The sequence below is a fragment of the Serinibacter arcticus genome (assembly GCF_003121705.1).
Lineage (GTDB): Bacteria > Actinomycetota > Actinomycetes > Actinomycetales > Beutenbergiaceae > Litorihabitans.
Genome location: NZ_PYHR01000002.1, coordinates 279,664 through 304,710 on the forward strand (window position 1 = coordinate 279,664; position 25,047 = coordinate 304,710).

The following is a 25,047-nucleotide window of genomic DNA, read 5'->3' on the forward strand; positions in this document are numbered from 1 at the left end:
GACGACCGGGTCGGGCGCGACTACCAGCGCGGGTGGATCGCCGCGCGCAGGTGCTCCTCGTAGGTGCGGCGGACGGCGGCGTCGAACTCCGCCACGTCGAAGCCGGAGGCGAGCAGGTCGGCGGCCGCCGAGTTCGACCGCGCCTGCTCCGGGGTGCGGGCGCCGGGGATGACGGACGTCACGCCCGGGCGCGAGACGATCCAGGCGAGCGTCGCGGCGGGCAGGCTCACGCCGTCGGGCAGTGCGGCGGTGAGCTCGCCGACCGCCTGCAGCCCGACGCCGAAGTCGACGCCCGAGAACGTCTCGCCCTGGTCGAAGGCCTCGCCGTGGCGGTTGAACGTGCGGTGGTCGTTCGCCGCGAAGGTGGTGGACGCGTCGTAGCGACCGCTGAGAAGCCCCGACGCGAGGGGCACGCGGGCGAGGATGCCGACGCCCGCCGTCGTCGCCGCGGGGAGCACCTCGTCCAGGGGCTTGAGGCGGAACGGGTTGAGGATGATCTGCACGCTCGCCGTGCCCGGGCGGGCGATGGCGGCCAGCGCCTGCTCGCACGTCTCGACCGACACGCCGTAGGCGGCGATCGAACCGTCGGCGACCAGGGCGTCGAGCGCGTCGTAGGTCGCGTCCGCCTCGATGACCTCGCTCGGCGGGCAGTGGAGCTGGACGAGGTCGAGCGTGTCGACGCCGAGGTTGGTGCGGGACCGGTCGACCCAGGCGCGGAAGTTCGCGGGGGAGTAGTTGGCGCTCTCCTGCGGCAGGCGGCGCCCCATCTTCGTGGCGACCGTGAGGCCGTGCCCCGGGTGGGCCGCGAGGAACGTGCCGATGAGCTGCTCGGAGCGCCCGTCGCCGTAGACGTCCGCGGTGTCGAGCAGGGTGACGCCGGCGGCGACCGCGGCGTCGATCACCGTGAGGGCGTCGGTCTCGCTGACGTCACCCCAGTCGGCGCCGAGCTGCCAGGTACCGAGGCCGACGGCGGAGACGTCGCGACCGGTGCGTCCGAGGGGCGAGCGAGCATGGGGGCACTCCTTGTGGGGGCTGACGGGTGGTGCGGGGACGGGCGACGGTGCGTGTTCGTCGTCGGCGTAGCGTTCACCGACCATTTCCCCGATGCGGGGTTACCAGGATCGCACCCGGACCTGTAGTGTTGTTCGTGGTTGCAGTGAATCGCACGTCTGAGCGCCCCAACCCTCGAGGTCCGGGGCGCTTTCTTCACCTGAAGGTTAGGCGCCGGGCACCGTGGCTAGGGCTCGACAGTCGGGCCCGGCACCTACTCGAAGGATTTCCCATGACTGACGGAACTGTGAAGTGGTTCAACGCCGAGAAGGGCTTCGGCTTCATCACTCCTGACGACGGTGGCAGCGACGTGTTCGCCCACTTCTCCGCGATCGAGGCCGACGGCTACCGTTCGCTCGAGGAGAACCAGCGCGTCTCCTTCGAGGTCACGCAGGGCCCCAAGGGCCCGCAGGCCTCGAACATCCGCTCGATCTGATCGAGTCGCTCTCTGAGCATCGGCTCCTGACGAACAACCTTCGTCACTGAGCTCGACGGCCGCGGGGGCGGAGCACATGCTCCGCCTTCGCGGCCGTTTCACATTCGCGGCAGTGCACGACGATGCCGCACCCGGGCCGTTTCCCCCTCCGGCCCGCCCTGCTGCTGATCGGACCACCGCATGACCGCACTCGACGTCTCCGCTCCGACGCCCGGGGGCACTCGCCCTCGTGACCGTCAGATCAGCCAGTACGCCGCGCTGACCAAGATGGTCCAGGAGACCGGGCTCATGCGCCGCCGCTACGGCCACTACTGGAGCAGGCTCGTCGGTGCCGTCCTCGTCGTCGCCGGCCTCGTCGCCGCCGTCATCTGGATCGGCGACTCGTGGTGGCAGCTCGCCGTCGCCGCCGTGATCGGCGTCGTCATGACGCAGATCGCCTTCCTCGGCCACGACGCCGCGCACAAGCAGATCTTCGCGTCGGGCAAGTGGAACGACTGGATCAGCCTGATCCTCGCCAACCTCTTCGTCGGACTCAGCTACGGCTGGTGGCAGGGCAAGCACAACCGCCACCACGCGAACCCGAACAAGCGCGGGTCCGATCCCGACATCGACCTGCCGGTCGTGACGTTCACGCCGGAGCAGGCCGATGAGCGCCGCGGCGTCCTGTCGAACTGGTTCCTCAAGCACCAGGGCTGGTTCTTCTTCCCGCTGCTGCTCATCGAGGGCGTCGACCTCCACGTCACCAGCACCCGCCGCGTGCTCGGTCGCGAGGCCATCAAGCGCCGCGCCGTCGAGATCACCTTCCTCGCGGTCCGAATCCTCGGCTTCCTCTCCCTGGCCTTCATCGTGATGTCCCCGGGCAAGGCCCTCGCGTTCATCGGCATCGAGCTCGCCGTCTTCGGGTTCTACATGGGCGCCTCGTTCGCGCCGAACCACAAGGGCATGCCGATCGTCCCGCCCGACATGAAGATCGACTTCCTTCGCCGTCAGACCCTGATGAGCCGCAACATCACGGGGAGCCGCTTCGTCGACGTGGCCATGGGCGGCCTCAACTTCCAGGTGGAGCACCACCTGTTCCCGAGCATGCCGAGCCCGAGCCTGCGCAAGGTCGCGCCGATGGTCCGCGAGTTCTGCGCGACCCACAACGTCAGCTACACCGAGATGTCGCTGTGGAAGTCCTACGGCATCGTCGTGCGCCACCTCAACGAGGTCGGCCTCGGCGTCAGGGACAACTTCACCTGCCCCCTGGTGGCGCAGTACCGCTGAGACGCGTCTCGGCCCGACGCCTCAGGTCCTGACGGCCGGGAGCGCCCCGATCTCGTGGTGCACCCGGCCGCCGGTCGGACAGGCCCAGACGGCGCGCTCGACGGCGACCACCGCCTGCAGCGGATGGCTGTCCGGGTGCTCGGGGCACGGCGGCCAGTTCGTGGGCGACGTCGCCCAGAGCTCCTCGATCCACCACTCCTGGACGACGTCGGCGACCCGGGCGACCCGCTCCGGCTCGCTCGCCCCCAGCGCGACCGCGACGCCGGTCCCGGCCGAGGTGCCGATGAGCGCCGACACCATCCCGGGGAGGTCCACCCAGTCCTCGTGCACCACGACCGGGGCCGGTGCCCCGAGGCCGCGAGATCCGCCAGCACCGGGGCGAGCGCGCGGTCGAGGACCTCGGCCGCGGCGTCCGGCGGCGGCGCGCTAGAGATGGACCGCTCCGTCGGGCTCGATCGACCACGTCGGGTTGTGGGCGATCTCCCACAGGACCCCGTTCGGGTCCCGCACCAGGGCGTGGAAGATGCCGCCGAACTCGCTCTCCCGAGGTGGCTTCACGACGACGGCGCCACCGGAGACCATCACGGCCACCAGCGGCGCCACGTCCTCGCGCGAGGCCACGTTGTGCGCGAGGGTCACCCCGGACACGCCGCCGTGCGCCTGGCCGGTGTCGCGGTCGAACTTCTCGCCGTCGAAGAAGCCCAGGAGCAGCCCGGGGGCGACCTGGTAGAACACGATCTCGCCCGGCACGTCCGTGTGGGGCTCCCAGCCGAGAGCGTCGGAGTAGAGGCGACGGACGGCGTCGAGATCCGCCGTCGCGACGGTGAGGAGATGCAGCTGCTGCGTCAACGGAACTCCGTCCTCGGGGGCCTCGCCCGCTAGCGTGTCACCGGCCGTCCGCGTGAGTTCGGCCGTTCACCGCGAGGAGCACCATGATCATCTTCGGCACCTACGTCATCCACCGTACGCTCGGCGAGGGGCACTTCATGTGCCCGCAGTGCATGGGTGTGACGGCCTACCGGGTCCGCCGCGGCCGCTGGTTCTTCCACATCCTCTTCATCCCGCTGATCCCGATGAGGAAGACCCCGCCGCACGTGGAGTGCCGCACGTGCCGGTCGAAGTTCGCCCTCGGCGTCCTGGGTCCGGACGCCGAGCAGTACCGCGACGGAGCCGCGCCGCCGCCCTGGAGCAGGTCATGCAGCAGGTGCCGCCGGCCGGTCATCACGTTCCGTCGGGCTCTCCCGGCCTCCCGCCGGTGCCGCAGGCTGCCGCGAGCGCTCCCGGGAGCGCCTCCTCCGTCGACGTGCTCGCCCTCGTCCGCGGCCTCACCGCCGAGGTGCTGCGCCGCGCGGACGCCGTCACCGACGCCGGGGTCGAGGCCGCCGTCTCGCTGGTGCGCAGCCGCGGCGTGGAAGACGTGCGGCCCGAGTACGTCCGGCACGACGTCGCGAACCTCGACACCACCTACCTGAGCGGCCTGGTGCGCTCCGGCGTCGCCTCCGGCGTGCTGGCGGGCGCCCCGGCGCGCGGCCTGGTCGCCGAGGCGACCACGCTCGCGCACCGCAACGGCGGGCTCACCGCGGCCCAGTGGGACTGGATCGTCGCGCTGGGGCTGGACGCCGGGGTCGGACCGACGGCGAGCGGCGAGATCCGCGACGGCGTGCTCGCGCGCGGCTGACGGGCACCGTGGCGCTGGCCGTCACATCTGCCAGGCGTGGAAGAGCACCCCGTTCGCCACGCCCAACGGCTTGCCCTGCTCGGCCGTCATGCGGGTGATGAACGGTCGCGCCGGCGGGTGGTCGGGGATCGCCTCGAGGTAGACGCGGTGCGCCTCGAGCGAGGCGATGCCGCGCTCCAGCGGCTCGCCGGAGACGTCCACACCGTGCGTGGGCCTGCCGTGACCGCCGACCAGCAGGGTGCGCGCCGCCCACGGCTCGAGCCCGGCCTCGGTCAGGTCGGTGAAGACCCACGGGTTGTCGGCGTCGCGGATCGCGTCGACGACGGTGATGCCGGCCACGCGGTGGTCGACGTGGTTGAGGCCCCAGGGCGACTCCAGCTCCCAGGTCCCGGTGACGACGACGTCGGGGCGCACGTCACGGATGACGCGCGCCACCTCGCGCCGGAGCTCGAGCGACGGCGTCAGCTCGCCGTCGGGGAAGTCCAGGAACCTCACGTCGGTGACACCGACCGCGCGGGAGCCCTCGATCTGCTCGCGCTCGCGGAGGACGGCGGTCTCGGCCGGGGCCAACGTGCGGATGCCGGCCTCGCCCCGCGTCAGCAGGAGGTAGGTGACCTCGACGCCGCGCGAGGTCCAGGCGGCGACGGCGCACGAGGTCCCGTACTCGACGTCGTCGGGATGGGCCACGACGCAGAGCACGCGTTCGAAGGCGGAGTCGTCCAGCAGCGAGACCTCGATGTCCATGCGGCCGAGGGTACGCCGGGGACGTCGGGGAGGGGAGAGGATTCTCCGAGGGCCGGCAGGGGTCTCAGAGCAGCGCGAGCGCCTCGTCGCGTCCGCCCGGCGGACCCACCACCAGCAGCACCACGTAGGCGGCCACCACGAGGAACGCGAGGACCGCGCCCAGCTGCACCGGGTGGCGCAGCGTCCAGCGCAGCGCCCGGTCGTGCCAGCGCGAGTCGCGCGGGTGGTCGCTCACCTCGCGCCGCCACGCGCCCGCGAGCTTTCCCCGGCGGTCGAGGGCGATCTCGGTGGGCAGCGTGGCGTACGGGACCACGGCGGCCCCGACGGCCAGGGCGGAGGTGCCGAGGCTCCAGCGCTGGTTGAGCGCCACGAGCAGGGCGGTCGTCGCATAGGCGAGGAACACGAAGCCGTGGATGGCGCCGCCGATCGTCACGGCGATGCGCAGGTCGGCGGTGGCCCGGAGGATCATCCCGCCGATCAGGAGCGTCCAGGAGACCATCTCGGCCAGGGCGAGCGCGCGGAACAGGGCGCGGGGCGTGCGGAACACCGGGGTCCTCTCGTGGGTTTCTCCCACCCTATGTCGGCCCGCGCTAGCCTCGAACCGGAGGTGGCACCGATGCCCGACCTGAGAGACCTCGCCCGAGCGCACCTGGAGCTGGCCCGGGAGGATCCGCACGGACGCAGCGCGCACCTCGTGGCGCACGACGGCGAGCTGAGGCAGACGGTGATCGCCCTGCGGGCCGGCGCGAGCCTGGGGGAGCACAACTCCCCGCCGGCCGCCACGCTCCAGGTCCTGCGAGGACGGGTACGGGTGCTGACCGGCGACCGGCTCCTGGGCGAGATCGGCGAGGGTGAGCTGTGGGTGCTCACGCACGAGCGCCACTCCGTCGCGGCGCCCGAGGACGCCGTCTTCCTCCTCACGACCGTCACGAGCGTGGGGACGACCGCGCACGAGTGAGGTCGGCGCGGCGCCGCCGTGCCGCTCCGGAGGCCCTCGGCGAGTCGTTCCTCGGCGTGTCCGGGGCGCCTCCTCGCCCCCGGTCGTCCGGCCCCCGTCCCACGTTGACATCCCGATGTCGTACCCCTGTACTAGACATCTTCCATCGAACACACGTTCGGCTGGAAGGTGGATGGAGATGAGGACGACGGTGCTGAGGGACGACCGCGCGCAACGCCTGCAGAAGGTGCAGGCGGCGCTGGAGCGTGCCGAGACGGCCACCGGGCTGAGGCCGGTGGGATGGGGTCGTCAGGGCGTCCGCGGGGGAGCGGAGGCCGTTGCTGCGCCGGCGCAGGAGGTGTCGGCCGAGACGTTCGCCGAGGGGTTCGGAGCCTCGGGGTCGTCGACGTCGCAGGGAGCGCTGCTGCCCGCCGACGCCAGCTGGCTCCCGGTCACCCCCGCGATCGGTGCCCTGCTGCCGCACGGCGCGGTCCGGCGCGGCACGTCGCTCGTGGTGGAGGGCTCCACCGCCCTCCTGCTCCACCTGACGGCCTCCCTGATGGCCGACGGCGCCTGGTCCGCCCTGGTCTCCCACCCGGATCTGGGCCTGGCGGCCGCGCTCGACGCCGGCGTCGACCCCGACCGCTGCGTGATGGTGCCCGATCCCGGTCCCGCGGCGGCGGCCGTGCTCGGAGCGTTGACCGACGGGTTCGACGTCGTCGTGGTCGGGGCCTGCAGCGCGCTCGACGAGCGTGACCGGCGGGCCGTCTCCCAGCGCGTCCGCCACCGCGGCGCCGTCCTGCTGAGCACCGGCCCGTGGCCGGGCAGCGAGACGACCCTCACGGTGGAGGGGCGGACCGGGGCGGGGTTGGACTCGCACGGTCGCCTCGTGGCGGAGGAGCTCGTGGTCACCAGCAGCGGCCGAGGGCTGGGGTCCGGCCGGACGCGCCGGGTCCGGGTCGGTCAGGACGACGGGGCCACGCGGCTCACCGTGCTGCCCCACCTGCCCGGCGCCACCGGTCCGCGGCTGCCTCGGATCGAGATCGAGCGGAGAGCCGGCTGATGGCGTCCCTCCCGATCCCCTCCGACGCGGCCCGCCCGCCGCTCGCCGCTGTCCCCGTTCCGTCGCGATCCGCCGAGCGTGCCCCGCGCCTCGGCGTGCTGTGGGTGCCCGACTGGCCGGTCGCCGCGGCCGCGCTCGAGGGGCAGCTGGCGGTCGACCGACCGGTCGCCGTCCACGACGCCCGCGGTGTCCTCGCCGCCTCGGCCCCCGCCCGGGCGCTCGGGGTGCGGCGGGGGATGCGTCGTCGGGCCGCCCAGGAGATCTGCCCCGAGCTCGTCCTGGTCCCGACGGACACGGGGCGGGACGTCCGCGCCTTCGAGCCGCTGGTCCAGGCCTGCGAGCACCTCGTGGCGGACCTCGAGGTGGTCCGTCCGGGGATGGTCCTGTTCGCCGCCGGTGGGCCGGCGCGCTACAGCGGCGGGGAGGACGCCCTGGCGGAGGCGCTGGTCGGCGTCGTCGCGGACGAGACCGGGGCCGAGTGCCAGGTCGGCGTCGCCGAGGGCTACCTGACGGCGGTGCTCGCCGCCCGGGAGGGGGTGCTCGTCCCGCCGGGGCGGTCACGGGAGTTCCTGGCCGGCCGGGACGTGCGCACCCTGCTGCACGCGGCCACCACGCGGGAGGCGAGCGCCGCCTGGAGCGATCTGGTCGACCTGCTGCGCCGGCTCGGGCTGCACACCCTCGGCGACGTCGCCGGGCTGCGCGCCAGCGACATGGCCGCACGCTTCGGCGAGCTCGGCTCGCAGGCCCACCGGCTGGCGGGCGGGCTGGACGCCCGGCGCCCCGCGGTCCACCGCCCCGACCCCGACATCACCACCAGCGCCAGCCTCGATCCGCCGGCGGAGCGCATCGACACGGCCGCGTTCACGGCTCGTCGGCTGGCGGAGGAGCTGCAGAACCGGCTGATGCGGCGCGGGGCGGTCTGCGCCCGGCTCCAGGTCTCGGCCCGCACCACCACGGGGCGGGAGCTGGTCCGCACCTGGCGCATCGAGGGCGCCCTGACCGCGAGCGAGCTGACCGACCGGGTCCGCTGGCAGCTGGAGGGGTGGCTCGGAGGCCGCAGCGGACTCACCCCGAGCGCCCCGCTGGCCCGGATCGAGCTCGCCGCGAAGGAGGTGAGCCCGGCCGGGGCCGCCCAGGACGGGCTCTGGGGTCGTCGCGCCCGCGGTGAGGTCCAGGCCGGCCGGGCCGCGCTGCGGGTCCAGGGGATCCTGGGGCCGGAGCGCGTGGTCGTGCCGGTCCCGGAGGGCGGTCGCACGCCCCGGGACCGCGTCCGCACGGTGGTGTGGGGTGACGAGAGCCCCGACCGTCGCCGGCCCGATGCGCCGTGGCCCGGTCAGATCCCGCCGCCCTACCCGAGCATCGTCCCGCTCGAGCCCCGGCCGGTCGCCGTGCTCACCGCCGCCGGCGTCCCGGTGGTCGTGGACGCCCGCGGTCAGCTGCAGGGGGATCCCGCCCAGCTGCAGGTGCCCGTTCCCGCACGGATCCCCACGGTCGCGCCCGGGGCGGCGCCGAGCCCCGTCGACGAGTCGGCGGCCGGACCGACGACGGCGCCCTCGCGCGGACGGTCGCCGCGGTCGACGCCGCCCACGCTCGGCTGGCTCCGCCCCGGCGGCTACCGCATCACCGCCTGGGCCGGTCCGTGGCCGGTCACCGAGCGATGGTGGGGACAGCGTCGTCGTGGTGCGTGGGCCCAGGTCGAGACCGAGCGCGGTGGGGTCGTCCTGGTGTGCTTCCGGGAGGGTTCCTGGTGGATCGAGGGCGTCCATGACTGACCGCCGCCCCGAGGAGCCCGGCCGTGGGTAGGGGTCCCGGGCACGTCCCGTACGTCGAGCTCCACGCCCACTCCGCGTTCAGCTTCCTCGACGGTGCCAACCAGCCCGAGGAGCTCGTCGCCGAGGCCGTCCGTCTCGGGTTGGACGGACTGGCGATCACCGACCACGACGGTCTCCACGGCGTGGTCAGGTTCTCCCAGGCCGCCCGGCACGGTCGGCTCCCCACGGTCATCGGCTCCGAGCTCAGCCTCAGCGCGACGACGGCCACCACCGGCGTCCCCGACCCGCAGGCGAACCATCTGGTGGTCCTGGCCCGCGATGCCGAGGGCTACTCCCGGCTCTCGCGCGCCGTCGCGACGGCGCACCTGGTCACCGGGCGCAAGGGGGAGCGCGACTACGGCCGCGCCGTCGGCCTCGACCCGCTGGAGGTGCTCGCCGAGCAGGCGGGGGGCCCGACGGCGGCCACTGGCTCGTCCTCACGGGCTGCCGCAAGGGGTCGCTGCGTCGCGCCCTCGACCCCGACGGCTCGGGGCTCCGGTGGGACGTCCCGGCGGCCCGCACCGAGCTCGATCGGCTCACGGCGCTGTTCGGCCGGGAGAACGTCGCCGTCGAGCTCACCGACCACGCCCGCCCCACCGACGGTGAGCGCAACGCCGTCCTGGTCGACCTCGCCCGGGCGGCGGGGGTGACGGCCGTGGTCACGGGCAACGTGCACGCCGCCCGTCCCCGGGACGCGGCGCTGGCGGACGTGCTCGCGGCCGTCCGCGCCCGCTCGAGCCTGGACGACATCGACGGCTGGCTGCCGCCGCACCCCGCGCACCTGCGGAGCGGCGCCGAGATGCTCCGACGCCACCACCGGCACCCGGAGGCGGTCGAGTCCGCGGCCCGCCTGGGAGCGGAGTGCGCGTTCGACCTCACGCTCGTCGCGCCGAACCTGCCGCCCTTCCCGGTCCCGGAGGGGCACACCGAGCACAGCTGGCTGCGCGAGCTCACGATGCGCGGGGCGAGGGAGAAGTACGGCTCGCGCGAGGATCCGCGCCTGCCCGAGGCGTACGCGACCATCGAGAAGGAGCTCGAGCTCATCACCCGGCTGAACTTCCCCGGCTACTTCCTCATCGTGGCCGAGATCGTGGACTTCTGCCGTCGCAGCGGCATCCTGTGCCAGGGCCGGGGGAGCGCCGCGAACTCGGCCGTCTGCTACGCCCTCGGCATCACCGCGGTGGACGCCGTGCAGCACCGGCTGCTCTTCGAGCGCTTCCTGTCCGACGGCCGTGCCGGACCGCCCGACATCGACCTCGACATCGAGTCGCGTCGGCGGGAGGAGGCGATCCAGTTCGTCTACGACCGCTACGGTCGCGAGTTCGCCGCGCAGGTCGCGAACGTCATCTCCTACCGGCCGCGCTCGGCGGTGCGGGACGCCGCCCGGGCGTTCGGCTACGACGTCGGGCAGCAGGACGCCTGGTCGAAGGGCATCGAACGCTGGGGCAACCTGCGGGGCGCCGGTCCCGTGACGCCGTGGTGGCACGGCGACCCCGCGATCACGGGGCGGCCGGTGCCGGCCTCGGCCGAGGCCGGCGCTGCCGACCGCGCCGCCTCCGACCGCGCCGCCTCCGACCGCGCCGCCTCCGCCCGCGCCGCCTCCGCCCGGGTGCCCGCCCCCCGCGAGAAGGGGGTCGATCCCCACGACCCCGCCCCGCCGAGGAACGCCCCGGCCAGTGCGCAGGAGATCGGTGAGATCCCCGACCACGTCATCGACATGGCCGAACAGCTCCTGCGGCTGCCACGCCACCTGGGCATCCACTCCGGCGGCATGGTGATGTGCGACCGCCCCGTGATCGAGGTCTGCCCCGTGGAGTGGGCGACCATGCCCGGCCGCACCGTCCTGCAGTGGGACAAGGACGACTGCGCCGACGCCGGACTCGTGAAGTTCGACCTCCTCGGCCTCGGCATGCTCACCGCGCTGCGGCTGGCCTTCGAGCACGTCGCCGAGCGGGAGGGGACCGTGCTGACGCTGCACTCGCTGCCCCAGGAGGACCCCGCGGTCTACGCGCTGCTGCAGTCGGCAGACACGGTCGGGGTGTTCCAGGTGGAGTCACGCGCCCAGATCGCCACGCTGCCGCGTCTCAAGCCGACCTGCTTCTACGACATCGTCATCGAGGTCGCGCTCATCCGGCCCGGACCCATCCAGGGCAACTCGGTCCACCCGTTCATCCGCCGCAAGAACGGCCAGGAGGAGGTCGTCTACCTGCACCCGCTCCTGAAGCCCGCGCTCGAGAAGACCCTGGGTGTGCCGCTCTTCCAGGAGCAGCTGATGCAGATCGCGATCGACGTCGCCTCGTTCAGCGCCACCGAGGCGGACCAGCTGCGTCGCGCGATGGGGTCCAAGCGGTCGATGGAGAAGATGGAGGCGCTCCGCGAGCGGCTGTTGCAGGGCATGGCGGACAACGGCATCAGTCGGTCCGTGGCCGAGCAGATCTTCGACAAGCTCAGAGCGTTCGCCGACTTCGGCTTCCCCGAGTCCCACGCGTTCTCCTTCGGCTACCTCGTCTACGCCTCCACCTGGCTCAAGGCCCACCACCCCGAGGCGTTCTACGCCGGGCTGCTGGGCGCCCAGCCGATGGGGTTCTACTCGCCGAGCTCGCTCGTGGCGGACGCGCGCCGCCACGGGGTCGTCGTCCGACGCGCCTGCGTCGCCTCCTCGCGCGTGCACGCGCACGTCGAGACCCGCGAGCCGGCGGAGGGGGGCACGGCCGATCTCTCGGCCGACCCCACCACCCCGCCCGACGGCGTCCGCGGCCTCGTCCCGCGGCCGACCTTCGCGCGGGAGACCTGGCTGGAGGACCGCGCACGACTGGCGAGCACGGACCCGACCTCGGGCACCTGGGACGCCACCGATCTCGACGGCGGGGCCGACCCCGACCGCGATCTCGACGGCGATCTCGATCTCGACTCCGACTCCGACCGCGACGGCGACCCTGACGACCCCACCTCCGACAGGGGCTCCGACCGCTCCGACACCCCCGACGTCGGCACCCCCCACCCCCGTCGCGCCTACGCCGTGCGCCTCGGGCTCGCCCCGATCCGCGGCATCGGGGAGCGGACGGCCGAGCGGATCGTCGCCGTGCGGCAGGAGGCGCCGTTCGTCGACGCCGCCGACCTCGCCCACCGGGCGCGGCTCACCTCGACCCAGCTCGAGGCGCTGGCGACGGCGGGCGCGCTGCGCAGCTTCGGGGGCTCCCGTCGTCAGGCGCTCTGGACGGCCGGCGCCCTGGCGGGCGAGGCCGGGCGGAGCCACGCGACCTCGAGCGGGGTCTGGGTCCAGGAGGTGCTCGCGGGCACCACCGTCGGCACGGCGGCACCCGCGCTGCCGGAGATGGGCGCCGTCGAGATCGCGGTGGCCGACGTGTGGGCCAGCGGGGTCTCGCCCGAGCACCACCCGACCCACTTCGTCCGGCCTCGGCTGGGACAGCAGGGCGTGCGGCCGGTCAGCTCGCTCGTGAGCGTGCCCGACGGGACGAGGGTGGAGGTGGGCGGCGTGGTGACCCACCGTCAGCGGCCCGGAACGGCGCGGGGCGTGACGTTCCTCGCGCTGGAGGACGAGACGGGGATGCTCAACGTCGTCTGCTCGGCCGGGCTGTGGGCCCGCCACCGGCGCACCGCCGTCCGCAGCCGCGGCCTCGTGGTGCGTGGGACGGTCGAGCGCACGGACGGCGTCGTGAACCTGCTGGCCGACGGGATGCGGACGCTCAGCCTCAGTGTCGCGACGTCCTCGCGCGACTTCCAGTGACGTGAGGTCCGGCGTCGAGGCGCGGACCTCGCGGCCTCAGGCCCGGGCGTCCTGCGTGCCGGCGTCCGCGGCCCCGTCCTCCGCCTCGGCCGCGCGGCGTTCCTTGACCCACGGCGGTGGCGTCGACTCGCTGATCACCGGGTCGCGCGAGACGATCTCCTTGATCGAGGGCAGGTCTCCCGTCAGTGGATCGTCCTTGCGTCGCAGCCGGTTGTAGACCGTCCAGGTCACGGCGATCACCGGGATCGCCACGACGGCGCCGATCAGGCCGCCGAGGAAGGTTCCCGCGGTCACTCCGAGGGCGACGACCACCGGGTGGAGCGAGACCTGCCGGCCCATGATGAGCGGCTGGAGCAGGTGACCCTCGACCTGTCCGATCCCGGCGATCCCGAGCGTCACGACGAGGGCGGCGAGCGGCCCGTTGGCCGCCAGGGCGACCACCGCGGCCACGATCATCGCTGCCGGAGCTCCGACGAGCGGGATGAACGCACCGATGAGCACGAGCACGGCGAGCGGGGCGGCGAGCGGCACGCCGACGATCGTCAGGAGGACGTAGGCGAGGATCCCGTCGATCACGGCGATGATGACCGTGCCCCGCGCGTAGCCGGCGAACGTGTACCAGCCGGCGCCTGCGGCCTCGTGCATCTTGATGCGCGAGCGCGCCGGGAGCTGGTTGAGGAACCAGATCCACATGTGGGGTCCGACGGCGAGGAAGAACACCGTGGTGAAGACCCCCAGGGCGAGGATGGTGAAGACCTCGAACACCCCGCCCGCGTTGCTGAAGACGGTGCCGGCGATGTCACCGCTGTGCTGCACGAGCCAGCGCTGACCCTCGCTGATCCAGCCGGTGATGTCATCGTTGGTGATCGTGAACGGCAGCGGGCCGTTCTCGAGGAAGTCGAGGATCTGGCTGACGCCGCTGTTGAAGTCCTTGGCCAGGTCGGGGGCCTGCACGGTCACCGAGTAGATGACGTAGGTCAGCAGCCCGACGAAGGTCGCCGCCGACAGCACCATCGCCAGCGCGGTCGCCAGCCCCCGGGGCATCACCCTGGCGAAGACCTTGACGACCGGTTCCAGCACCGAGGTCACCACCAGCGCGAGGAACACGGCGATGAAGACCACCTGCACCTGGAGGATGGCGAACACCGCGATGGAGATCGCCGCCACGATGACGAGAAGACGCCACGAGTAGCCGCCCGCCTTCTGCAGCCACGTCGGGACGCCGTCGCTCCCGGACCGGACGGTGGCGGTCGGGTGGAGCGCCGGCGAAGGAGAACCGCTCACCGTCGCGGTCGTGACGGCGCGACGACGTGGACGCGTGGGCGCCTCGCTCACTCCCGTCGACGGACGGTGAGACTGCCTGCTCATGAACGAGCGCCTTCCTGTTGCCGAACCCCGCACTCGAACTTAGCCGCGACACGGGGTCGGAACCTACACACACGCCCGGCGGCGACGCTCCGCCGGTCAGACGCCGCCGGTGTAGTCGAGCTGGCGCCACAGCTCGTAGAGCGCGACGGTGGCGGCGTTGGCCAGGTTGAGCGAGCGCAGTCCGGGCCGCATCGGGATGCGCACCCGCGAGGTGATCCGGGGGTCGTCGAGCACGTGCTGGGGGAGCCCCGTCGGCTCGGGTCCGAACAGCAGCACGTCACCCGCGGCGAACTCCACCTCGGGCAGCGTCACGTCGGTGGCGGCCGTGAAGGCGAACACCCGGTCGGTCCCGGCGGCCGCGAGCGCGGCGTCGAGATCGGGCTGCACCGCGACGTGGGCGAGGTCGTGGTAGTCCAGCCCGGCGCGACGCAGCTTCGCCTCCGACATGTCGAAGCCGAGGGGCTCGACCAGGTGCAGCTGGGCACCCGTGAGTGCGGCGAGGCGGATCGCCGCGCCGGAGTTGCCGGGGATGCACGGCTCGAAGAACACCAGGTGCGCGAGCGGCGACGTGGGCGGGGTCGGGGTGGCGTGGGGCTGGGACATCGCCGTCGATCGTACGCGCGGCTACCGGCTGGGCCAGTGCCACGGAGGCGCGTCGAGCACCCCCTGGCCCTCCACGACCGTCTGCCCCGCGTCCTTGACGAGGTGGACGCGGTCGGCTCCCTCGCGCACCAGGGCGTCGGCCAGCACGTCGGAGTGCGTGACCATGACGATCTGGCTGTCGCGGGCGGCGTCCGACACCAGGCGGGCGAGCGGTTCGAGCAGGCGCGGGTGCAGGCTCGTCTCGGGCTCGTTCAGCACCAGGAGCCCGGGCGGTCGCGGCGAGAGCAGGGCCGCGGCCAGCAGCAGGAACCGCACGGTCCCGTCCGACATCTCGGCGGCTCGCACCGGACGCAGCAGACCCGGTTGGTGGAGCACGACCTCGAGGCCACCGGTCCCGCTCTCGGTGCCGGCGAGCACGACGTCGTGCACGGCCACCCGCGAGCCGTCGAGGGCGTCGTCCACGGCAGCGGCGAGCACGTCCCGGCGACCGACCTCCTCGATCGTGGCGAGCGTGGAGGCGAGGCTGGCGCCGTCGGGGGACAGCACGGGTGAGCGCGTGGCGAGGTGAGTGGCGCGCGCCGGGGCGTCGGCGTCGGTGCGCATCTGGTCGTAGAACCGCCAGCCGTCGAGCATCGAGCGCACCGCCATCACCTCGGGGGCGAGGCGTCCGTCCGCGACCTCGGTGAGGATCGACCGTGACGTGGCGACGCCGTCGGGCAGCACCTCCCACCCGCGGGATCCCCGCTGCCGCATCCGAGGGCCTGCGCGGTCCACGAGCGTGCTCGCCGGACGGAGGAACGGTCCGGCGAAGACGGCCTCGGCCTTGATCGAGGAATCGTGCGGGAACCTTCCGGCCTCCGAGAAGGTCGGGAGCCCGAGGTCGACGGCGTAGCCGAAGTCCTCCGAGGCGACCCCGAGGAGCAGCCGGACCGGTCCGGTGCGCACCGTGCCGTGGACGGACGACACGACTCGACCCGTGAGCCCGCCGGGATTCTCCGGACCGGCCCACCGCAGCGCGTCCAGCCCGCCGGAGCGGGCGACGTCGGCGATCAGCTCACCTCGAGCGGCGGAGGCGAGCAGCCGCAGCGAGCGGTACAGGCTGGACTTGCCGGCGCCGTTGGGGCCGGTGACGACCGTGGTCCGTCCGAGGCCGACGGTGACCTCGCGCAGGGAGCGGTAGCCGGCGACGGCGACGGTGGTGATCACGGGGCGGGCCTCAGCTGAAGAAGATCGTGCCGTACTTCAGCAGGATCCCGATGGCCATCGCGGCGATGATCACGGCCGGGATGTAGACGTCGACGTTGTTGCGCACCAGCGTCAGGGCGATCTCCTGACCTCGCCTCGACAGCGGGAGGTTGTTCTCGACGACGTTGATGTGGAGCATCGTGAAGAACGTGACCGTGGTGAACACGGTGATCGTGAGGCACCAGGGGCACAGCGAGCCGATCACGAACATCGACTGGAAGAACAGCCAGAAGGCGAAGACGAGGCCCAGCAGGTACCCGATCTGGGCGGCGAACATGAACCACCGCGGGAACCGCACGCCCGCGAATCCCGCGACGGCGATCGTCAGCACCACCGGTTCGGTCGCCAGCCCGATGAAGGCGTTGGGGAACCCGAGCACCTGCGCCTGCCAGGCCCGCGCGACGGCGCCGCACGAGAGTGCCGCGTTGACGTCGCACCCGAACACCGCCTCGGGGTTCCCGGCGAGGTGGAAGCTCTCGACCGACAGCACCGCCGACGCGACGAGGCAGAAGATCGCGGAGATCCCCATCGTGGCGAACAGGAACCGTCGGGAGTGCCGTCGGCCGACGAGGGCCGGAGCCTCGGGGCCGTCAAGGGTGGTGGTCACGGCTCCAAGAATGCCGTAGATCGGCTGCGAGGTCGCTGGGAACGGCGCGCGAATCGACACGTGAGTGCGGTCGGGGCTGCTCAGGACGTCGTCGCTGCCGCCGCCTGGTAGAGCAGGTGGTGGGCGGGGGAACCCTCGGGGAGCTGGAGCTCCAGGCGCGCCCCACCCAGGACCAGCCCCGCCGTCACGACCCCGTCGAAGGACGCGTGCCCCTCGATCGTGACCGTCTCGAGGGTGTTCAGCGCGACGACGAGGTGGGAGGCGGAGTGGTCTGGCATCGTGCCGCGTGTGAGCGGGTCGCGACGCCCGAGCACCTCGAGCGCGACGCCGTCGCTCGCGAGGATCGCGCCGTGCAGCGTGACGGGGTTGACGGCGTCGGTGATCCGCGCGACGGCCCGACCGATCCCGCCGGCGCGACGGCTCACACGGCTGCGGCCGTGCCAGGCCCACGGAGCGAGTGCCGGTCGTCCTCGCTGAGCCTCCCGCAGGTTGCTCACGAGGGCCTGGTCCTGCGGCAGGACGACGGCGGTGGTCTCGGTCGCGACGTAGCGGCCGGCCTCCCGCAGCGCGCCACCGGCCCGGCTGAGCACGTCGGAGGTGGTGCCCACCCGCAGCGCGTCGACGAGCCGCTGCACGCTCGCGCGCGCCGAGCCGTTGTAGCGGACGGTCAGGGCGTCGCCCGCTCGGGAGAGCACCGTGAACGACGCGTCCAGCAGGCTGACGGAGTCCTGGACCGCTGCGACGTCCACGTACCGCACGCTCCACACCGTGTAGCTGCCGGGTTCGCGGCGGGTGCCGCGACGGTGGTGACGGTCGCCGTCGGTCCGTCGCGAGAGCGCCGTCAGCCCGATGTCGTCGAGCACAAGCATGTGGTCGTACAGGTCCATGTCCGCCGTCGCGTCGCGCCGGTGGATCGAGCGCGGGACCTTGAGCACGAGAGCCGTCGAGGTCAGGTCGAGCGGATAGCTCCGGAACAGCGGCGGGACGTCGGCCGGCGTGCGGACCTCGTCGATCCAGGGACCGAACTTCTCGAACTCGCCGGTTCCGGCGACGGACGTCGTCATGGTCTGGCCTTTCGGCGGTCGTGTCTGCCGCAGTGGCGGCCCGGGTCCAGTGTGGCAGCGGATCGGGCGGTCAGGGGAGGCCCAGGAACGACGACACCCCGGAACCGTGTCGGTTCCGGGGTGTCGATCGGTGTCCAGAGGGGGACTTGAACCCCCACGCCCGTTAGGGCACTAGCACCTCAAGCTAGCGCGTCTGCCAATTCCGCCACCTGGACAGGTGGTCTGCTCCGACATGACCGAGTGGCCCCGACCGCGTCAGGCAGCGGAGAAGACACTACACGCGAGTCGGCCGGTCTCACAAATCGGCGTCCTGGCGCGGCTCGCAGGTCCTCGCCACACCGTGGGCCGCCGAGTCCGGAGCGGTGTCGGTGCCTCGCACTAGGGTGCCTCTCGTGACCTCGATTGACCTCTCGGCCCTCGCCCGCCAGCTGCGCGCCGCCGCCTCGGCCTACTACGACGGCACCGAGCAGACCATGTCCGACGCCGAGTACGACGCTGCGATCGACGTCCTGCGCGAGGCCGCGGCCTCCGACCCCGTCATGGAGGCCTCCGTCGCCGATCTGCTGACCTCGGTGGCCGCCGGGCAGTCCAAGGGCGGCGACGTCGTCCACCCCAGCCTCATGGGGTCGATGGAGAAGGCCAAGACGCTCGAGGAGATCGCCGAGCTGGTCGCCGCCGTCGCCGGCCCGGTGCTCGTGGAGCCCAAGCTCGACGGCCTCGCGGTCCGCGCCGTCTACCTCGAGGGGGCGCTCCGCCTGGTCGCGACCCGCGGCAACGGCACCACCGGCGAGAACATCACCGGCAAGGTCCGGCTGCTCGAGGTCGTCGGCCTGCCGGCTGCGCTGACCGACCGCGCGACCTCCGTCGAGGTGCGTGGCGAGGTCTTCATGGCCGACGCCGACTTCCCCCGCGCCCAGGAGGTCCGCGCGGCGCTCGGCGGGGCGCCGTTCATCAACCAGCGCAACGGCGCCGCCGGCATCCTGCGCAAGGGCGACGCCGGTTACGCCGGTCTGCTCCGCTTCGCCGCCTACGACGTCGTGCCGCTCCCGAGCGAGGAGCGGACGGTCGACGACCCCTCCTACGCCCAGCGGCTGCTCGCTGTGGCCGCGCTCGGTGTCACCACCGCGAACGCGCTCGTGGCCGAGCTCGACGCGCTCCCCACCACCGAGCCCGACGCCGTCACCGCCCGCGTCGCGCTGCTCGACGCCGAGCGCGAGCGGCTGGGGTTCCCGATCGACGGCGCCGTCGTGAAGGCCGATCTCGACGCCGACCGGCTGCGCCTCGGCATGGGCTCGCGCGCCCCGAAGTGGGCGGCGGCCTACAAGTACGAGGCCGAGCAGGCGCCGACGACGGTGCGCGCGATCGCGACCACCGTGGGCCGCACCGGGCGCCTGGCGATCCGCGTCGAGGTGGATCCCGTCTTCGTCGGCGGGACCACGATCACGTACGCCACCGGCCACAACGCGCCGTGGATGCTCGAGCGCGACGTCCGGGTGGGGGACACCGTCGTCGTGAAGCGCGCCGGCGACGTCATCCCCTACATCGAGACGGTCGTGCTCGCCGCCCGCCCGGCCGACTCCGAGCCGTGGACCCCGCCCGAGACGGACCCGAACGGCAACCCGTGGGACAAGACCACGCTGCTGTGGCGTTCCACCGACCCCACGCTCTCGGTCGGGGGCCTCATCGAGTACGCCGTCGCCCGCGACGCGCTCGACGTCGAGGGCATCGGCTCGGAGATCGTGGCCGCCCTCGTGGAGAGCGGCCTCGTCAGCACGGTCGCCGATCTGTTCTCCGACCGGCTCGACGTCGAGACCCTCGCCGCCCTCACGCTGTCGGAGGGCCGCACGCTCGGGCCGAAGAACGCCGCCAAGATCGTCGCCGAGATCGACCGCGCGCGCTCGGCCCCGTGGAATCGCGTCATCACGGCGCTCGGGATGAGGATGACCGGTCGCACCTCCTCGCGCCGCCTCGCGGCCGCGTTCCCCACGATGGCCCGGCTGCGCGCCGCGACCGTCGAGGAGCTCGCCGACGTCGACGGCATCGGCCCGATCAAGGCCCAGGTGATCTTCGACGGCCTGCACCAGCTGGAGTCGGCCGGAGTCCTGGACGCGCTCGAGGCCGGCGGCGTGACCATGGGCACCGACCGTGGCGAGAGCGCCCAGGACCTCCCGCTCGCCGGCCTGACGATCGTGGTTTCCGGCTCCGTGCCCGGCTACACGCGCACGACCGTCGCCGAGGCCATCGAGGCGAACGGGGGCAAGTCCTCCAGCTCGATCTCCGGGGCGACCAGCCTGCTCGTGTCGGAGCCCTCGACCTCCGGCAAGTACACGAAGGCGGCCAAGCTCGGCGTCCGCATCGTCACGCCGGAGGAGTTCCTGGAGATGCTCGAGGGCCGGGTCGCTCCGGCGGCTGAGTCCCCCGAGGCCTGAGGCGCTCGGGAGCCGAGTGGCCGAGCGCCCCGCGGAACGCACCCCTACCGCTGCGCCGCCACCATGATCCGGGCGAGCAGCGCGGACCGGGAGAACGCCCCGTCGATCGCGTCGTCCGGCAGCGCGCGCGCCTCCTCCAGCGCCTGGGCGGCGGCCTCGGGACCCGCCATCGCCCGGTAGGCGAGCAGGTAGTCGGAGAACTGCGGCACCGGGGCCGGCACGGTGTCGGACCCGTCCCACGCCTCGCGCACGATCGCCTCCACGTGAGTGGCGTCGCTGTCGGCGAGGTAGTCCTGCGACGGCGACATCGGCAGCAGCTGGATTCCCGCCATGGCCGAGGACTCCGGTGAGAACCAGGTGGCCCAGTCGCGCTTGCCACCCCAGTTCATCGCCACGATCTCGTGCGAGAAGGCCTCCATCCCCGGCTGGTCGAGGTCGGGATCCATCCAGTAGTCCAGCGCGCTGGTGGCCTCGCCCGCCAGCAGCCACGCCCCGGTGGTCGCCAGGTCCGACCGGTCGCTGACCCGACCCCAGAGCTCGAGCCCCGCCCAGGCCGTCACGGCCTCCGAGCTCGACTCCTGGTTGTTGCCGTCCGCGAACGGTGAGGGTCCCGAGGCCCACGAGTGACCCCGGTAGGGGTCGAACACACGGCGCACGGGGACCTGGTCCGTGGTGGCGGGGGAGGCGACGTCGGCCGCCAGGGCCTCCATCGTCGGCGCCATCTCCGGCACCCGGGCCGGGTCGAGCTCGCCGAGCACCGCCGCCGCGTAGAGCAGGTAGCCGTAGTGGAAGTGGTGGTCGTTGAACTCCTCCGACCCGAAGGACGGAGCCTGCCCGACGACGCCGTGCCACGCCTCGTCGTGGACGAAGCAGCGCTCGCCCCCGGCCGAGGAGGACTCCGCGCCGCAACCGGTGAGCCAGGGCTCGATCCCGGCCGTCAGGCGCGCGACGGCGTCGTCCCGCAGGTCGCCCTCGCCCAGGTCGTCCGCCAGCGACGCGAGCATGCTGAGGCGGTAGAGCGCCTTGGTCCCGAAGTAGGAGTCGCCCGGCAGCACGTCGGGCGTGGCGGCCAGGTCCTCCGCGAGCGCGGCGGCGATCTCCGCCCGCTCCTCCCCACCCAGGGCGTCGACCCCGGCCAGCGAGGTGCGCGCCTCGCGGAGCGGCACCGTCCAGGTGGAGGTCGAGCCGGAGCAGACCGACAACGGTCCCAGCACGCTCGCGTAGGTGCCCAGGTCGCAGTCGTCGGCCGCGCCCTGGTGGGGGAGCCGCGCGACGGCGCTCGCCCCGCCGTCGGCCGTCTCGTACGTCAGGGTGGTGGTGGCGACGCCGGCGCCGGGGTCGACCGCGCCGGTCACCCTCGTGTCGGTCACGGGGTGCGACGCGGCCGGGACGAGCCCGGCCGGATCGGTCCCGTCCGGCGCGGCCCACAGCACGGCCACCTGGCCGGCCTCGAGCGTGAGGGCGTCGCCGTCGAGCGAGCCGGCGGGCAGCAGCGCCGCGTAGGTGTGGGTGGCGACGGCGGTGGTCGCGAGCTCGAGACCGTCGGGGACCTCCGCCGCGTCCGAGGCGGCCACCGGCGCGAGGTCGGGGCCGAGCCCGAGCGTCACGGACCGGGCGGCCGTCACGACCACGAAGGGCGAACCCTCCGTGAGCAGGGTCGAGGTGAGAGGTGTGCCGGCGTCGTCGAGGTGGTCGACCCTGACGCTCAGCTCGTCCCACGCGCCGACGATGAACGAGCTCGCCGGGACGTCGAGCACGACCCGGTCGACGTGGGCGCCGGTGATGACGGCCGCCGTCGAGGCGACGTCCGGCAGCCCGATCGCCACCTCGGTCGAGGAGACCCGGGCGCTGAGCGGGAGCGGGAAGACCGGGAGGGACTCCTCCGACAGGGCCAGCGAGGAGAACCAGCGGTTGGTGGGCGGCAGCACGCCGTCGCCGAGCCGCAGGATCTCCGGCGCGCTCAGGGTCGACGACGGCAGCGCCGCGATCGCCTCGGCCTGCGAGGGCGGGGCCTCGGTGGGCAGCGCCGTGGCACCCGCGGGCAGCGGATCCTCGCCGGAGCCCGAGCCCGAGCCGGTCTCGGACCCCGCGTCGGGACCGGCGCTCGAGCCGGAGCCCGAGCCAGGCACGCAGCCGACCAGCCCGAGGACGGCGGCCAGCACCGCGCTCCCGAGGAGGACGCCGCGCGTCGGTCGACGTCGGGTCACAGGCCGATCTTCCGACCGAAGTCGCCGATGCTCTGGACGACCTCGGCGAGCGGGCCCTCGTCGCGCAGCGACATGCTCGCCTCGACGGGCGTCCCGGGCTGGAACAGCCCGTCCGGGCTCGATCCGGCCAGGGCGTCGCTCTCGATGACGACGACGGCCTGGGCGCGACCCTCGTTCGTGGTCACGGACACGGAGCGGACGACACCGGACAGCCGCTCCGCGTTGGGGAGCGAGAGCCCGACGGCGGCGCCGACCTCGACGCGGGCGTACTCGCGCGGGGTGAGGTCGAACTGGGCCAGGACGTAGAGCGTCTCGGGCTGGGCGATCGCGGTCAGGACGGAACCGGCGGGCACGAACGATCCCGCCCGGGCCGTGAGGCCGCTGACGACGCCGTCGCCCGGGGCGAGGAAGGTCATCGTGCCGTCCTCGTCGACCGTGTAGCCGCCCGAGTCGGTCGCCACGGTGCCCTCGCGCAGGTCGCGCTGCAGGGCGAGCGAGCTCACCGTGAAGAGCTCCTGGCCGGCGCTGACCTGCTCGCCGTCGGTCACGAAGGTCTCCTCGACGGTCCCGGGGTAGTCGGTCCCGATCTCGAGCGAGCCGATCTGGATCGACGCGGAGTCGCTGGTGCTCTGCGCCAGGCGGTTGCCCAGCAGGTAGGTCGAGCCCGCGGTGACGGCGAGCACGAGGACGAGGCCCGTGAGGAGCTTGATCGTGGTGCGGATGGACATCATCGGACTCCGGTCGTGGACGTCTCACGCACGCGGCGGGCCGGCGCGGGTGGGACGGAGGAGGGGTGGTCGGGGGTGGTGGTCGCCGTCACGACGGGCGCCGTGGCCGGACGCGCGTCCCGGCCGCCGCGCGCCTCGACGGAGGTGGGTGCAGCCGGCGCGGCGGCGACGACGGCGGAGCGGGCCAGGGCCCGCTCGGCGCGAGCCGCCCGGGCGAAGGTCCGGTCCTCGTGCGCTCCCTGCAGCAGGAAGCTGCCGACGATGAGGGTGTTGGTGACGTTCCAGGCAAGCGCGAGCGTGAACAGCCCCGTCGCCTCCTGCTTGAGGATCCCGACGACCGAGGTGATGGCCAGGAACACGAACACGACGGTCTGCGGAACCATCCACGCGAAGGCGGACGAGCGTTCGCCTCGGGCACCCGTCGCGTGCCAGACGGTGTCCCGGCCGAGCAGTGCTCCGACGAACGCGCGGACGTAGATCGGGAACGAGACCGCGGCCAGGAGGAGCACCTGCCAGCGGAAGGAGCCGAGCGTGAAGAATGCGATCGCGATCTGCATGACGTAGAAGGCGGAGTAGTACAGCACCCAGGTCCCGGGCGAGATCGTCAGGTTCATCGGCGCGAGGTCGAAGTAGATCTGCATCGGCGGGACCATCAGCAGCAGGAGGGGTGCCATCCCGGTCAGGTAGTGCGTCGCCGTCACGAAGTACTGCACGCGCTGGTCGAACGTCAGCGTGCGGCGGCGGGAGAAGGGGTTGTGGCGCAGGAGGATCTCGAAGCCACCGGTCGCCCAGCGCTGCTGCTGGCGCGTGTAGGCCTCGATCGTCTGGGGGGTGTCGCCGACGGCGAGGGCGAGGGGGATGTAGATGCTCGTCCAGCCGCGCTCGTGCAGGAGGAGGGACGTCCACACGTCCTCGGACTTGGAGTCCGTGTACATGCCCCCGATGTCGGCGACAGCCTCGCGTCGGAAGATGACGTTCGTGCCCACGCAGAACGCCGCGTTGAACCGGTTCCGGCCGGGCTGGATGAAGCGGTAGAAGACCGCCTGCATGTAGCCGGCACCCCGGGACACGATCGACGAGAGGTTGCGGTAGGTCTGCGGCGTCTGGACGAAGGCGACCCGGTCGTCGGTGAAGAACGGGACCGTCTCGTGCAGGAACTCGGGCTCGGGGACGAAGTCGGCGTCGAAGATCGCGAAGTACGGCGCGGACGAGATCGTCAGGGCGTGGTTGACGTTGCCCGCCTTGGCGCCGTGGCTCGACAGCCGGCGGACGTAGCGCGACCCCAGCTCGGCACACAGGTCCCTGACGTCGTCGCTGCGCCCGTCGTCCAGGACCCAGGTCGTGTGGCTCCCGTGCATGGCGAGCGCGGCGCGGACGGTGCGCTCGATCGTTCCCAGGTCCTCGCCGTAGACGGTGATGTACACGTCGACGTCGATCGCCTCGTTCTCCAGCCGCATGGGCCACAGGTGGGGGGAGTCCTCCAGCCCCAGGCCGGAGATCTCGGCGGTGTCCACCAGCTCGCGCTGCGCCTGGAAGAAGGCGAACGTCCGCGGGTTGTAGCCCGAGGACAGGATGGTCCACATCGCCAGGAGCGCGTGCAGCACGATGAGGCACTCGGCCGCGATCACCAGGACGTAGGGCAGCAGGTCGCCGCGGTTGGCCGGGTTCAGCAGGAACACCGAGTAGGCGACGGCGCCGATGGTCGCGAGCAGCACCAGCATCATCAGGGACGGCGACTCGACGGGGGAGGTCGTGCGGCGTCGTGCACGACGCCCGTCCGCCTGGTCGTCCGTGGTGCGGAGGCGCTCGCGCTCGAGGAGGCGGTCGAAGGGTGTCGGTACGACGAGCTCGGATGGGGAGTCGGGAGAGGGGGTGGGTGCGGAGGGGTGTCGAGGGGGTGACATGGCGATCCTGCCCGGAGGGGGAGAGGGGGAGGCGAGGACCATCGGCGAAGCCGCGGATCGTTCGCGCTGGCTTCGGTGCCGAGGTGCACCCCCGAAGGAGCGCGTCACGTCGTGCTGTGGTGCAACAGTCACAGGCGGTTCGCCGTTTCGTGTTCGCGT

Annotated in this window: 22 protein-coding genes, 1 tRNA gene and 1 pseudogene; 10 read left to right on the forward strand and 14 right to left on the reverse strand. The window is 73.0% G+C overall.

The window, feature by feature from the left end:
- Nucleotides 1-20: 20 nt before the first annotated feature.
- Nucleotides 21-1,097, reverse strand: coding sequence for an aldo/keto reductase (locus C8046_RS01360; protein WP_109227943.1), 1,077 nt, complete (start codon nucleotides 1,095-1,097; stop codon nucleotides 21-23).
- Nucleotides 1,098-1,282: 185 nt separating this feature from the next.
- On the opposite strand from C8046_RS01360, the gene C8046_RS01365 reads away from it, so the two are divergent.
- Together C8046_RS01365 and C8046_RS01370 are read left to right on the forward strand one after the other, a co-directional pair.
- Nucleotides 1,283-1,486, forward strand: coding sequence for a cold-shock protein (locus C8046_RS01365; RefSeq protein WP_109227944.1), 204 nt, complete (start codon nucleotides 1,283-1,285; stop codon nucleotides 1,484-1,486).
- 180 nt (nucleotides 1,487-1,666) lie between these two features.
- On the forward strand, nucleotides 1,667-2,752 hold the full coding sequence (locus C8046_RS01370; protein ID WP_109227945.1) for a fatty acid desaturase family protein: 1,086 nt from the start codon (nucleotides 1,667-1,669) through the stop codon (nucleotides 2,750-2,752).
- 21 nt (nucleotides 2,753-2,773) lie between these two features.
- Here C8046_RS01370 and C8046_RS01375 read toward each other — a convergent pair whose 3' ends face one another.
- Both C8046_RS01375 and C8046_RS01380 read right to left on the reverse strand, forming a co-directional pair.
- Nucleotides 2,774-3,067 carry a hypothetical protein gene (locus tag C8046_RS01375; protein ID WP_146197026.1) on the reverse strand — a complete coding sequence of 98 codons (294 nt, stop codon included), beginning with the start codon at nucleotides 3,065-3,067 and terminating at the stop codon, nucleotides 2,774-2,776.
- Nucleotides 3,068-3,178: 111 nt separating this feature from the next.
- Entirely contained in the window at nucleotides 3,179-3,601 is a 423-nt protein-coding gene (locus C8046_RS01380; RefSeq protein ID WP_109227947.1) for a VOC family protein, read from the reverse strand.
- A gap of 152 nt (nucleotides 3,602-3,753) precedes the next feature.
- On the opposite strand from C8046_RS01380, the pseudogene C8046_RS20130 reads away from it, so the two are divergent.
- Nucleotides 3,754-3,912: pseudogene (locus C8046_RS20130) on the forward strand (hypothetical protein); the annotation flags it as partial.
- A 35-nt stretch (nucleotides 3,913-3,947) separates the two neighbouring features.
- The gene (locus C8046_RS19040; protein ID WP_235866024.1) at nucleotides 3,948-4,430 is read left to right on the forward strand and encodes a hypothetical protein; all 483 of its coding nucleotides are present in this window, start codon (nucleotides 3,948-3,950) and stop codon (nucleotides 4,428-4,430) included.
- Nucleotides 4,431-4,451: 21 nt separating this feature from the next.
- On the opposite strand, the gene C8046_RS01395 is transcribed toward C8046_RS19040, so the two are convergent.
- Entirely contained in the window at nucleotides 4,452-5,174 is a 723-nt protein-coding gene (locus tag C8046_RS01395; RefSeq protein ID WP_109227950.1) for a PIG-L deacetylase family protein, read from the reverse strand.
- A 64-nt stretch (nucleotides 5,175-5,238) separates the two neighbouring features.
- Entirely contained in the window at nucleotides 5,239-5,721 is a 483-nt protein-coding gene (locus C8046_RS01400; protein ID WP_109227951.1) for a DUF3817 domain-containing protein, read from the reverse strand.
- A gap of 69 nt (nucleotides 5,722-5,790) precedes the next feature.
- On the opposite strand from C8046_RS01400, the gene C8046_RS01405 reads away from it, so the two are divergent.
- From C8046_RS01405 to C8046_RS01425, 5 genes are all read left to right on the forward strand, one after another.
- Nucleotides 5,791-6,132 carry a cupin gene (locus C8046_RS01405; RefSeq protein ID WP_109227952.1) on the forward strand — a complete coding sequence of 114 codons (342 nt, stop codon included), beginning with the start codon at nucleotides 5,791-5,793 and terminating at the stop codon, nucleotides 6,130-6,132.
- 178 nt (nucleotides 6,133-6,310) lie between these two features.
- Nucleotides 6,311-7,174, forward strand: a complete 864-nt coding sequence (locus tag C8046_RS01410) for a hypothetical protein (protein ID WP_146197027.1) — start codon at nucleotides 6,311-6,313, stop codon at nucleotides 7,172-7,174.
- Complete coding sequence (locus tag C8046_RS19640) at nucleotides 7,174-8,946, forward strand: Y-family DNA polymerase (protein ID WP_109227954.1); 1,773 nt, start codon at nucleotides 7,174-7,176, stop codon at nucleotides 8,944-8,946. The genes C8046_RS01410 and C8046_RS19640 overlap by 1 nt, the downstream gene beginning before the upstream one ends.
- A 23-nt stretch (nucleotides 8,947-8,969) precedes the next feature.
- Entirely contained in the window at nucleotides 8,970-9,635 is a 666-nt protein-coding gene (locus tag C8046_RS20135) for a PHP domain-containing protein (RefSeq protein WP_158277101.1), read from the forward strand.
- Nucleotides 9,632-12,733, forward strand: coding sequence for an OB-fold nucleic acid binding domain-containing protein (locus C8046_RS01425; protein ID WP_419183532.1), 3,102 nt, complete (start codon nucleotides 9,632-9,634; stop codon nucleotides 12,731-12,733). Before C8046_RS20135 ends, C8046_RS01425 begins: the two co-directional genes overlap by 4 nt.
- A gap of 36 nt (nucleotides 12,734-12,769) precedes the next feature.
- Here C8046_RS01425 and C8046_RS01430 read toward each other — a convergent pair whose 3' ends face one another.
- From C8046_RS01430 to C8046_RS01455, 6 genes are all read right to left on the reverse strand, one after another.
- Nucleotides 12,770-14,101, reverse strand: a complete 1,332-nt coding sequence (locus C8046_RS01430; protein WP_109227956.1) for an AI-2E family transporter — start codon at nucleotides 14,099-14,101, stop codon at nucleotides 12,770-12,772.
- A 96-nt stretch (nucleotides 14,102-14,197) separates the two neighbouring features.
- Entirely contained in the window at nucleotides 14,198-14,704 is a 507-nt protein-coding gene (locus C8046_RS01435; protein WP_109227957.1) for a tRNA (cytidine(34)-2'-O)-methyltransferase, read from the reverse strand.
- Between the two features lie 21 nt (nucleotides 14,705-14,725).
- Nucleotides 14,726-15,910: an AAA family ATPase gene (locus C8046_RS01440; RefSeq protein ID WP_109227958.1), complete on the reverse strand. Its 1,185-nt coding sequence runs from the start codon at nucleotides 15,908-15,910 to the stop codon at nucleotides 14,726-14,728.
- Nucleotides 15,911-15,920: 10 nt separating this feature from the next.
- Entirely contained in the window at nucleotides 15,921-16,556 is a 636-nt protein-coding gene (locus C8046_RS01445; protein ID WP_235866025.1) for a vitamin K epoxide reductase family protein, read from the reverse strand.
- 80 nt (nucleotides 16,557-16,636) lie between these two features.
- Nucleotides 16,637-17,620: a hypothetical protein gene (locus C8046_RS01450; protein ID WP_109227959.1), complete on the reverse strand. Its 984-nt coding sequence runs from the start codon at nucleotides 17,618-17,620 to the stop codon at nucleotides 16,637-16,639.
- Between the two features lie 131 nt (nucleotides 17,621-17,751).
- A tRNA-Leu gene (locus C8046_RS01455) sits at nucleotides 17,752-17,835 on the reverse strand.
- Between the two features lie 177 nt (nucleotides 17,836-18,012).
- On the opposite strand from C8046_RS01455, the gene ligA reads away from it, so the two are divergent.
- The gene (gene ligA, locus C8046_RS01460; protein ID WP_199224361.1) at nucleotides 18,013-20,049 is read left to right on the forward strand and encodes an NAD-dependent DNA ligase LigA; all 2,037 of its coding nucleotides are present in this window, start codon (nucleotides 18,013-18,015) and stop codon (nucleotides 20,047-20,049) included.
- Between the two features lie 44 nt (nucleotides 20,050-20,093).
- Here the strand turns inward: ligA and C8046_RS01465 are convergent, their stop codons facing one another.
- The 3 genes from C8046_RS01465 to C8046_RS01475 are packed head-to-tail and all read right to left on the reverse strand — an operon-like array spanning nucleotide 20,094 to nucleotide 24,888.
- Nucleotides 20,094-22,256, reverse strand: coding sequence for a glycosyl hydrolase (locus C8046_RS01465; protein ID WP_109227961.1), 2,163 nt, complete (start codon nucleotides 22,254-22,256; stop codon nucleotides 20,094-20,096).
- The gene (locus C8046_RS01470; protein ID WP_158277102.1) at nucleotides 22,253-22,984 is read right to left on the reverse strand and encodes an HlyD family efflux transporter periplasmic adaptor subunit; all 732 of its coding nucleotides are present in this window, start codon (nucleotides 22,982-22,984) and stop codon (nucleotides 22,253-22,255) included. Before C8046_RS01470 ends, C8046_RS01465 begins: the two co-directional genes overlap by 4 nt.
- The gene (locus C8046_RS01475; RefSeq protein ID WP_109227963.1) at nucleotides 22,984-24,888 is read right to left on the reverse strand and encodes a glycosyltransferase family 2 protein; all 1,905 of its coding nucleotides are present in this window, start codon (nucleotides 24,886-24,888) and stop codon (nucleotides 22,984-22,986) included. The genes C8046_RS01470 and C8046_RS01475 overlap by 1 nt, the downstream gene beginning before the upstream one ends.
- Nucleotides 24,889-25,047 lie beyond the last annotated feature (159 nt).

What these genes read in the sequence shown, in the direction of transcription:
- C8046_RS01360 (WP_109227943.1), bottom strand. Translation starts at nt 1,097, where the DNA reads ATGGTCGGTGAACGCTACGCCGACGACGAACACGCACCGTCGCCCGTC.
- C8046_RS01365 (WP_109227944.1), top strand. Translation starts at nt 1,283, where the DNA reads ATGACTGACGGAACTGTGAAGTGGTTCAACGCCGAGAAGGGCTTCGGC.
- C8046_RS01370 (WP_109227945.1), top strand. Translation starts at nt 1,667, where the DNA reads ATGACCGCACTCGACGTCTCCGCTCCGACGCCCGGGGGCACTCGCCCT.
- C8046_RS19040 (WP_235866024.1), top strand. Translation starts at nt 3,948, where the DNA reads ATGCAGCAGGTGCCGCCGGCCGGTCATCACGTTCCGTCGGGCTCTCCC.
- C8046_RS01395 (WP_109227950.1), bottom strand. Translation starts at nt 5,174, where the DNA reads ATGGACATCGAGGTCTCGCTGCTGGACGACTCCGCCTTCGAACGCGTG.
- C8046_RS01405 (WP_109227952.1), top strand. Translation starts at nt 5,791, where the DNA reads ATGCCCGACCTGAGAGACCTCGCCCGAGCGCACCTGGAGCTGGCCCGG.
- C8046_RS01410 (WP_146197027.1), top strand. Translation starts at nt 6,311, where the DNA reads ATGAGGACGACGGTGCTGAGGGACGACCGCGCGCAACGCCTGCAGAAG.
- C8046_RS19640 (WP_109227954.1), top strand. Translation starts at nt 7,174, where the DNA reads ATGGCGTCCCTCCCGATCCCCTCCGACGCGGCCCGCCCGCCGCTCGCC.
- C8046_RS01430 (WP_109227956.1), bottom strand. Translation starts at nt 14,101, where the DNA reads ATGAGCAGGCAGTCTCACCGTCCGTCGACGGGAGTGAGCGAGGCGCCC.
- C8046_RS01435 (WP_109227957.1), bottom strand. Translation starts at nt 14,704, where the DNA reads ATGTCCCAGCCCCACGCCACCCCGACCCCGCCCACGTCGCCGCTCGCG.
- C8046_RS01450 (WP_109227959.1), bottom strand. Translation starts at nt 17,620, where the DNA reads ATGACGACGTCCGTCGCCGGAACCGGCGAGTTCGAGAAGTTCGGTCCC.
- C8046_RS01470 (WP_158277102.1), bottom strand. Translation starts at nt 22,984, where the DNA reads ATGTCCATCCGCACCACGATCAAGCTCCTCACGGGCCTCGTCCTCGTG.
- C8046_RS01475 (WP_109227963.1), bottom strand. Translation starts at nt 24,888, where the DNA reads ATGTCACCCCCTCGACACCCCTCCGCACCCACCCCCTCTCCCGACTCC.